General features: G+C 59.4%; 7 protein-coding genes. 3 read left to right on the forward strand and 4 right to left on the reverse strand.

The window, feature by feature from the left end; translation table 11 throughout:
* Positions 1-119: 119 nt before the first annotated feature.
* The 4 genes from NW815_RS02780 to NW815_RS02795 all read right to left on the reverse strand — a co-directional run bounded on the left by NW815_RS02780 (position 120) and on the right by NW815_RS02795 (position 3756).
* Positions 120-593, reverse strand: coding sequence for a hypothetical protein (locus tag NW815_RS02780; RefSeq protein WP_414388684.1), 474 nt, complete (start codon positions 591-593; stop codon positions 120-122).
* Positions 594-934: 341 nt separating this feature from the next.
* On the reverse strand, positions 935-1552 hold the full coding sequence (locus tag NW815_RS02785) for an Npun_F5749 family FMN-dependent PPOX-type flavoprotein (RefSeq protein WP_414388683.1): 618 nt from the start codon (positions 1550-1552) through the stop codon (positions 935-937).
* Between the two features lie 48 nt (positions 1553-1600).
* Positions 1601-2875: a GNAT family N-acetyltransferase gene (locus NW815_RS02790; RefSeq protein WP_414388681.1), complete on the reverse strand. Its 1275-nt coding sequence runs from the start codon at positions 2873-2875 to the stop codon at positions 1601-1603.
* 227 nt (positions 2876-3102) lie between these two features.
* On the reverse strand, positions 3103-3756 hold the full coding sequence (locus NW815_RS02795; RefSeq protein ID WP_414357485.1) for a DUF3386 domain-containing protein: 654 nt from the start codon (positions 3754-3756) through the stop codon (positions 3103-3105).
* A 345-nt stretch (positions 3757-4101) separates the two neighbouring features.
* On the opposite strand from NW815_RS02795, the gene murA reads away from it, so the two are divergent.
* The 3 genes from murA (at position 4102) to sixA (ending at position 8464) form a co-directional block, all read left to right on the forward strand.
* Positions 4102-5418 carry a UDP-N-acetylglucosamine 1-carboxyvinyltransferase gene (murA, locus tag NW815_RS02800; RefSeq protein ID WP_414331363.1) on the forward strand — a complete coding sequence of 439 codons (1317 nt, stop codon included), beginning with the start codon at positions 4102-4104 and terminating at the stop codon, positions 5416-5418.
* Between the two features lie 185 nt (positions 5419-5603).
* Positions 5604-7739, forward strand: coding sequence for a transglycosylase SLT domain-containing protein (locus tag NW815_RS02805; RefSeq protein WP_414391068.1), 2136 nt, complete (start codon positions 5604-5606; stop codon positions 7737-7739).
* A gap of 137 nt (positions 7740-7876) precedes the next feature.
* Positions 7877-8464: a phosphohistidine phosphatase SixA gene (gene sixA, locus NW815_RS02810; protein WP_011431769.1), complete on the forward strand. Its 588-nt coding sequence runs from the start codon at positions 7877-7879 to the stop codon at positions 8462-8464.
* Positions 8465-8535: the final 71 nt, after the last annotated feature.

The raw sequence follows: 8535 nt of genomic DNA on the forward strand, positions 1-8535 counted from the left end.
AGCTTATTATTGACTAGAGTCATGCTCCGCGCGCAGCTTGGACATTTGCAGCGGTCACCTCAAACTCCTCTGGGGCAACTTCTCCATTCCTCACTCTTCTGGGCCAAAGGGGGAGCACCCTAAGGCTGCAAGATCATCGACCAGGAGCCGCTCTCCCCATCCCAAAACGGGGCCAGAGACTCTCCCACCACATTGGGCCCCCAATAGCGGCGGGTTCCATCCAGGGCGAAAGCCACCACAATGTCTCCGGGGCCGATTTGCAGCGGTTCCTCTCCCAAGCTCAGCAGCAATCCCTCGCTCCCCCCCTCTCCAGGGGCAAAGTCCCAGTGGGCCGTTTCCGGATTGATCATCCGTTCGCCGCTGCGCATCAAGATCACCAGCCGAACCGGATGGGGCGTGCGATTGCCGACCCGAAAGGGTCCCGTACGGGCGGAGGTGGGGACAGCCTGGGGGGGCAAGGCAGGTTCTGAGTGCAGAACAGGGACAACATTCCCCTCAACGGAATCCTCCAAGGCTTTCAGCGTCGGTTTCTCCAGAGTCTGTGCCCTCAATCCCTGCACGAGAACCCCTACCCCAACCAGAGCGGCAGACAACACTAGGGATCCCTTGCCCCTCAAAGCTCTGTTCAGCAATGGGCCGCCGGCGAAAAAAGAGGCAACAGCCTGAGCGAATGAGCAGATCAAGACGCACATCGAGACCACTGCAAGCCAAAGTGATACGTGTCGAGTTAGACAAAAGGCATCAACTGCTGCCCTACCCCTGATAGACCAGCCATACGCGTACAGAGTTCCATCAGAGGATAACGCCCCCACCGTGCAGAACACGATCGTTCAGCTACGTTAACACGTCCATTCCTCTATTCCCTGTGCTTTGGAGGAACAAGGAATAAGGGATCCCCCGCCCCAGACCAGGCTGAAACCAGTTTGGATCGCCTTCAGGGATTCACGGCCCGACGCTGCCACCCTTGGGAGGTACGTTCGTACACTGTCCGCAATTGGGGATAGATCTGATCCCCCTTAAGCTGCAAGTGATCCACCTCCGTTGGCTCCAGCAGTAAAGCCACAAAGGTCTGCGGAGGCAGCAGATCTTTCTCTTTCGGCAACTCCTGGATAAAAGCCTCTGGCGGGGCAAGCAGCCCCTTAGGTTCCGGCCAAAACCAGAGGAGCCGTCCTTTTTCCGATATCTGTTGCCACAACTGCTGCCGCTGGCGCTGGGCCTGGGGATCCGGATGATCGGCGGCGATGGCCTCAAGGGTGCCAGCGATGCGGAATTGCTCGCGGGTTTTGCAGAAATACCAGCAGATCTGGGCTTGGGGGCAGTGGGCAATTTGTCGGATCTTCTCGCTGCGACTATCCACCGCCAATTGAATGCGGTCGGTATCGCCCAAAAACCCCCGGAAAACGACCGTGCGGTTGCGCGGATGCCCCTGGGGATCCACCGTGGCCAATTGCAAATACCGCACACCGGGATCGCTACGGTTCCGGTGCAGTGCCGCCTGAATCAGCGCCCGCCAAGAGGGATCCGCAGTAGAATTGCCCTTCGGGTCTTTCATCCGTTTTTCGCAAGGTGCAAGCAAGCCGGGATTGGGGCTCTCTCTCCCTTAGCTAGGGGGTGGAGAAGCCTCAGATTGGGAGTCTCTGGAGAGCCCTGGTGAAGACTCCACACCGCTGACGCGACCAGAGCTGGGATCTGGCTCGGTTGGGCTAATGGGATGAAAGTGGTGCTCTACCCAGCCCTCCGGCGGCCCCTCAAACCGCTCCGGCACCGGCTGCTTCACCTGTAATCCCCGCAGCATCGCGTTGAGATAAGCACTATCCCAGGTAAAGAGGCGGCTTTCGCGGATTTTGTGCCACACCGAACGCGACATCAGCAACGTCCGCTCTACATCCTGGGCTCCCAGCTTCAGCAAGAACTCCTCCCGTTCCGGCTGGTAATCGGTGGAGGCCAAGGCCAGAGATTGCGGCGGATGAGCCTGAGTAAGCTGGGCCATCTTGGCCATGAGTTCGGGGTAAAGCCAAGTGTAGGCAGGGTGAACCGTAAGCTTGGCCACATGAGGTTGCTGCCCGGTGCGATCCAACTTCAAGTTGAAGTAGCCGATGGCGGTTTTGCGTTCGGGCTCGTAAACACACACTTCCACCCGCTCCGTCTGGCTAATGGCGCATTTGGCCTGCTCCAAAAGCCAATCCAGTGGGCTAGTGCGAAAATCGTTCACCTCACGGTCGTACACCTGGCGCACAGTGGCCGGCATGGATCCCGTATCCAGTTGGTAGATGGCATAGGCATCCCGGTTGGTCACCGGCACCAGGTTGGGCAATTTGGGCTCGTGCTGGCTGAGAGCTGCCAGAATATCGGCTGGAATCGACCAGTAGGTGATCTGAGCCAAGGGTTGGAAGCCGTTGCGCCGGTAGAGCGCCATTGCCCCCTTGTTGTGGATGTTCACCTCCAGGATCCAGGTGCGAGCTTCCCGAAAGTGCTCCATGCAGTGCTTGAGCAGCCGGGATCCCACCCCCTGTCGCTGGGCAGAGGGCGCCACTGCGATATGATCGACCCGCCAGGTGCTGCGGGAATGGTTGAAGGGAGAAACCTGAATCACCCCCTGAATCTTGCCCTTCAGCTCCGCCACATGCACTGTAAACATGTGCTGGAAGCGATTGGGAAACAGGGTCAGGGTTTTCAGGGGCCCATACCACTGGCGCAACCGCCGCACTTGGCGACGAATATCCACCGAGCGGCTGCTGTACTCTTCATCAAAGGCTTGCGCCAAAATCTCTTCCACAGCCTCCAGATCCCCCAGTTGGGCGGGGCGAATGATCAGTTCAGGGGCACCAATGGGGGCTTCGGAATCCGGGTCAGGTTTTGCTGTGGTGTTGTCCATGCCAATCGCAGGCGGGAGAATATTCAAAGCATAGCTCAGGCTCTCTTGCTTTTTCTAACCGGGAGGATCGTTCTGCAACAAAGCTTGAAAGCCTACAGATCGGCTTTCCCGTTATCGAGAAAGGCTTGGCCGCCAAGAAGGGCGTGAACTCAGCCTCCCGGTAGCTGCCCAACAGTGACGAATGGGAGAGCCGGCCCTCTACCCCGCAGAGAGCAATGCCGGGTCGCTCACGCCCCAACGTCTAGCAAGGTCAAGTTGCTGAAGGTGAAGCGCTTCTCCACAGGGCCGGTTTCCGTCTCGGTCTGGATACGCCGCTCCGAGAGGATGTAGTACTGGCCCACTTTTGTATACAGATCCTCGAATTGGCTGCGCCCGCCTTTTTGCTCGCCCGTTTGGGGATCGTGATAGACGGAATCGTAGCGGTGGGAAAGATAGCCTTCGCCGGTATCGTGGCTGCTGAAGGTGTGGATGGTAACCACCACTCCGTGGATATGCCGGTGCACCATGGTAACCTGGTTATCGCGCACGTGGTAGCGATCCCCTTCTGCTTTGCCCCCCACCAGGATCTCCACTGTGCCATCGGGCAGGGTTTGGCCATAACGGAAGGTGTTGTTCCCATGGGTCTCGTCGAAGCTGCGGCGCACCCGGTGAATGGCAATCTCCCAAAGTTGGTTGTGAATGGCTTTTCGAGCTTCCTCATCCTCTACGCCGGTAACAGTGGCCTTTAGGTCTGCTCCCACTCGCACCTGCCCAACGAATGTGCGCTCCCCATCCCAATAGGTGACCTCGGCGCTGTAGCCCGGGAAAGCGGGATCCCAGGTGTAGCGGTTTTCATAGGCGGCCCGAAACAACTCTTGGGCAGAGACTTGAGTGGCGATCATCGGCTGTCTCCTTCCTGTTTTCCTTGCAAGCACTTCCCCTGAGCATCCATCATACCGCCCCCTGCTGTTGGGCTGCCCCCCAGTTGCCTTCGCTGAGAGCCTGCATCTGGTGAACTGGCCTAGCCGCTCCCCTGTCCGCTGCTGCAGGATAGAAGCACAGCCATGGGAACTTCTTCCTCACACCCAATTTGGCTTGCGAGTTTAGCCGCTGCTGTGATCCCCAGAGTATTCTCTGAGAAGGGTTCGCCTATTTTTTGTGGGTGAGGAGGGAGATTGAAAGGTTTTGACAATCGCGTCAGCGGGGCGGATCCCCTAGAGCCTGGCCTGACGCCGCCCCAGACCGGCATGGCAACCGCGCCAGAGATGATGGGGCCAGTGCTGAAAATCATTGGCAAGCAGACCCTGAGTGGCCACATCCCTATTGGCGGGGCAAAAAACTCTGCCTTGGCGCTGATGGCCGGGGCCATCTTGGCTCCTGAGGCCTGTCGAATTCACAACGTGCCGCGTCTGCTGGACATTGAACGCATGGGGCAGATCCTGGCCACGCTGGGAGTTAAGGTTTCCCATGTTGGCAATACCCTGGACCTGGATGCCAGCTCCCTCAAAACCTCTCAAGCCCCTTATGAATTGGTCAGCCAGTTGCGGGCCAGCTTTTTCATCATAGGGCCTCTGTTGGCGCGGCTGGGGGTGGCCAGAGTTCCCCTGCCCGGTGGCTGTGCGATTGGGTCTCGTCCTGTGGATCTGCATGTGCGGGGTCTACAAGCCTTGGGGGCAACGGTCCAAATCGAGCATGGGGTGGTTCATGCCTATGCCCGTAAACTGTTGGGAACCCGTATTTACCTGGACTATCCCAGCGTCGGTGCCACCGAGACCTTGATGATGGCCGCTACGCTGGCGGATGGAGAAACGGTGATCGAGAACGCCGCCCAAGAGCCGGAGGTGGCGGATCTGGCCCGTTTTTGTCAAGCCATGGGGGCCCGCATTCGCGGTGTCGGCACCAATACGGTTGTGGTGGTAGGGGTGCCCCGCTTGCATGGAACAGAGTACACGGTCATTCCCGACCGCATCGAGGCCAGCACCTATCTCATTGCCGGGGCCATTACCCGCTCTCACCTCACGGTTGGCCCTGTCATTCCCGATCATCTGCGGGCGGTGATCGCCAAGTTGCAAGCGATGGGGCTGCGGGTGGAAGAAGAGGGCCCAAACCGGTTGCGCATTGCCCCAGCTCAACTGAGCTCAGGCTGGCTGTGTCAGGCAACTGATATTCAAACGCTGCCCTATCCTGGTTTCCCCACCGATGTGCAGGCGCCGATCATGGCCTTGGCCGCCTTGAGCGAGGGCAGTTGCACCATTGAGGAGACAGTGTTTGAAAACCGCATGCACCACATTCCCGAGCTGAATCGCATGGGAGCCGATATTCGCCTGAAGAACCGAGTGGCCCTGATCCGAGGGGTGCCGTCCCTTTCCGGCGCTCCGGTGGTGGCTACCGACCTGCGGGCGGGTGCGGCCCTGGTGTTGGCCGGTCTGGCGGCTGAAGGCTGCTCCACGATCCACGGATTGCACTACATCGACCGTGGCTATGAAGCCATTGACGAAAAGCTGCGCAGTGTCGGGGCCAAGGTGTACCGCAGCGAAAGCCCGACAGCGCAATTGGGGAAATGAGCCGTTTCACCGCCGTTTGAAGTTTGAAGAAATCGTTGCATCTCTCCCTGCTTATCGTCTGGCCCCAATGCTCGGTGACCGCTTGCCAGGTGAGCTTTCCAGCCGTTTCGCAAGTATCGAGTTGTCTGGTGACTCAACGCAGTCAGGTTGAGTATCGTAGGTCAGAGGTGGTGGGGAGGTAAAGCATGGGGATCCTGACAAGCAGCCAACGACGCTGGATAAGATGGGCTGCCGGTGTGCTGGCAGCGGGAGCAGCTCTGGGTGGGGCCGTCTGGGGCTTCTACACCTCATCCTGGGCAGAAACCGTAGAAGTGGCCTCTGCACGAGAAGACAGGGATCCGACGCAACTGCCTCAAACTTCCACAGTGGCCTTTCTGCAAGCCTATGCAGCGCTGCAAGCCGGCCAAGCGCAATCTGCCTTGAAGCATTTGCAGGGGCTGGAAGAGAGCCTGCCGGTTCTGAGGGAAGAGATTTGGAAGCTCAGGGCCCAAGCCTATGAACAGTTGCAGGACAAGGAAACAGCCCAAGGGATCTGGTGGCCCCAGATTTTGCAGGAATATCCCCACAGTCCTGTGGCCGCCTACGCCCTCTGGGGGATGGGCCAGGTGGATCGGCTGCGGCAGCAATTTCCCACCCATCCGCTGACCGGACGTGCCCTCAAGCATTTGCTGGAGCTGGATCCCGACCGCTATGACCTGCTGCGGGATTTGGCCCAACATCACCCGCAAACCCCTGGGCTAACGCCGTTGCTGGATCGCTGGCGGCAGGCTCAAGAGGGATCCCTCACGGCTTCCGACTGGCAGATCCTCGCCGATGCCTACTGGGAGCAACGGGAGTACGGCAAAGCTGCCCGGGCCTATGGACGTGCCCCCGCCACCTCTCAGAACCTCTACCGCTGGGGTCGCAGCCACCAGATCTCGCGGGAGTTTCCTCAGGCCAGAGCGGCTTACCAAGCGCTGCTGGCACAGTTCCCCGATGGGCCAGAGGCTTCCCTCACCCGTCGCCGTTTGGCGGAACTGAGCGACCTGCCGACGGCAATTGAACTCCTCCGACAGGTGGGATCCGGCTCAGATAAAGAAGCTCCAGAGGCGTTGCTTAGCCTCAGCCAGCTTTACGATCGCAACGCCAGCCCCCAATCGGCCCAGGCTACTCGGCAAGCCCTTTGGGATCGCTTTCCAGCCAGCGAAGCTGCAGCCAATGCCGCCTGGACAGTGGCCTGGAGCCAAGCACAAGCAGGCAATCTCAGCCAAGCCATCGCCCTGGCTCAACAGATTGGATCTGCTCAGCGGGATACAGAAATGGGGGCACAACTGCTCTACTGGGCGGGCAAATGGCGGGAACAGCAGGGGGATGTGGCTGCAGCTCGGCAGACCTATCGGCAGGTACTGCGTCAGTTTCCCCACACCTACTACGGCTGGCGGTCGGCAGTGCAACTGGGCTGGCCGGTGGGGGATTTCTACAGCGGGCGCAAAAGAGTGGAGGTGGATTTTCAGCCGGTGCGCCAACCGTTGCCAGGGGTCTCTGCAGTTACGCAAACCCTGCATTTGATGGGAGCCAGCCAACTGGCCTGGGAACGCTGGCAGGGCGAAACTCCCGTGCAGCGGGATCCCCGCCAGATGAGCGTTGCCGAGCGCTTTGTCACGGGCATTTTGCGCAACAGCGCCGGAGATCACCTGCGGGGCATTAACCAGGTGGCTGCTTTGCGCTTCAGCGAAGAGCCGGATCCCCTGCTGGAGACGTTGAGGCAGCGCCAAGATTTCTGGCAGGCCATCTATCCGCTGCACTACTATGCGGGCCCCGACAATTCCTGGAGCGGGGATCCCTACGCCCAACCCGGCTTGGCCCACTGGTCACGGCAATTTAACCTCAATCCCTTGATGGTGGCGGCTTTGATCCGGCAGGAATCCCGCTTTGAGCCAGAGATCGTCTCGGCCTCGGGGGCTTTGGGCTTGATGCAGGTGATGCCCGCTACTGGCCGCTGGATTGCCCAGCAGATCGGCCTGGCCCAGTACAGCCTCACCAACCCCGCCGACAATCTCTACCTGGGATCCTGGTACTTCGACTACACCCACCGCACCTATCAAGACAACACCTTGCTGGCCCTGGCCAGCTACAATGGTGGCCCCGGCAACGTGGCCAGATGGCTAAACCGCTTTGGCTTCGAGGATCCGGACGTGTTTGTGGAGCAGATCCCCTTCCCCGAAACCCGGGGCTATGTGAAGTCCGTGTTTGGCAACTACTGGAACTACTGGCAGCTCTACACCCAGGAGGGGCGCACTCTGGTCAGCCAGCGACTGCATAACCCCTCGTCTTCTTCATGACTTCCGGTTTTGTCGCGGGAGTGCTGCCGTAGAGGGAGTGGGCTTTTTTCCCACAGTATTCTGGGAGAGTTACAGTTATTCCAAGATTTGGCAGTCAAGATTTGACAGTGCCGTTCGCGCTGACAGGACGGGGTTCTATGGTCTCTGGGTTTGAACAACAGGAGGGCGTTTGCGTTAGCAGCGCGGAGCACCATCAGGGGGCGGCAGAAAAGCAGACTGCCCGACAGGAATTGGCCGTGGATTTTATTCGCCATGGCATAGCCGAGGAACCCCGGCCAGAAGTCGAGGATGCCTTTCGGGCCCTTACAGACGAAGGTCGCAAGCGTTGCCGCAAGGTTGCCCGCCAGCTCAAGAACATGGGCTGGAGGTGGGATCTCCTGCTCACCAGTCCCTTGGTGAGGGCTCGACAGACCGCTGAGATCTTTTTGGACGAGAACCTGGCCGAAGCTGTGGAGGTGTTTGAACCGCTGGCTCCGGGGGGCAGTTTTGCTGACCTGGTGCGCTGGCAAGCAGAGCGGGAACCTCTGGCGTCTTTGGCTCTGGTCGGTCACCAGCCGGATCTGAGCCTGTGGGTACAAGCGGCTGTTGGTCTAAACCCGGCCAACGCCCACGCGATCACCCTCAAAAAAGCGGGCCTAGCCCAAGTGCGCTTTGCCGAAGGCCGGATTGACTACCGCCAGGGATCCCTGACTTTGTTGCTCTCCCCCAAGGTGGTGCTGCGCTGAGAAGAAGCTGGCTCATCATGATAAACGCCCAACGAGTCGGCCAGAGCATGACTCTAGTCAATAATAAGCTC

The sequence above is a fragment of the Synechococcus sp. R6-7 genome (assembly GCF_047461695.1).
Classification (GTDB): Bacteria; Cyanobacteriota; Cyanobacteriia; order Thermostichales; family Thermostichaceae; genus Thermostichus.

Excerpts from the sequence above, each read along its gene's own strand:
- NW815_RS02805 (WP_414391068.1), top strand. The coding sequence starts at position 5,604 with ATGGGGATCCTGACAAGCAGCCAACGACGCTGGATAAGATGGGCTGCC.
- NW815_RS02785 (WP_414388683.1), bottom strand. The coding sequence starts at position 1,552 with ATGAAAGACCCGAAGGGCAATTCTACTGCGGATCCCTCTTGGCGGGCG.
- NW815_RS02795 (WP_414357485.1), bottom strand. The coding sequence starts at position 3,756 with ATGATCGCCACTCAAGTCTCTGCCCAAGAGTTGTTTCGGGCCGCCTAT.
- NW815_RS02790 (WP_414388681.1), bottom strand. The coding sequence starts at position 2,875 with ATGGACAACACCACAGCAAAACCTGACCCGGATTCCGAAGCCCCCATT.
- murA (WP_414331363.1), top strand. The coding sequence starts at position 4,102 with ATGGCAACCGCGCCAGAGATGATGGGGCCAGTGCTGAAAATCATTGGC.
- sixA (WP_011431769.1), top strand. The coding sequence starts at position 7,877 with ATGGTCTCTGGGTTTGAACAACAGGAGGGCGTTTGCGTTAGCAGCGCG.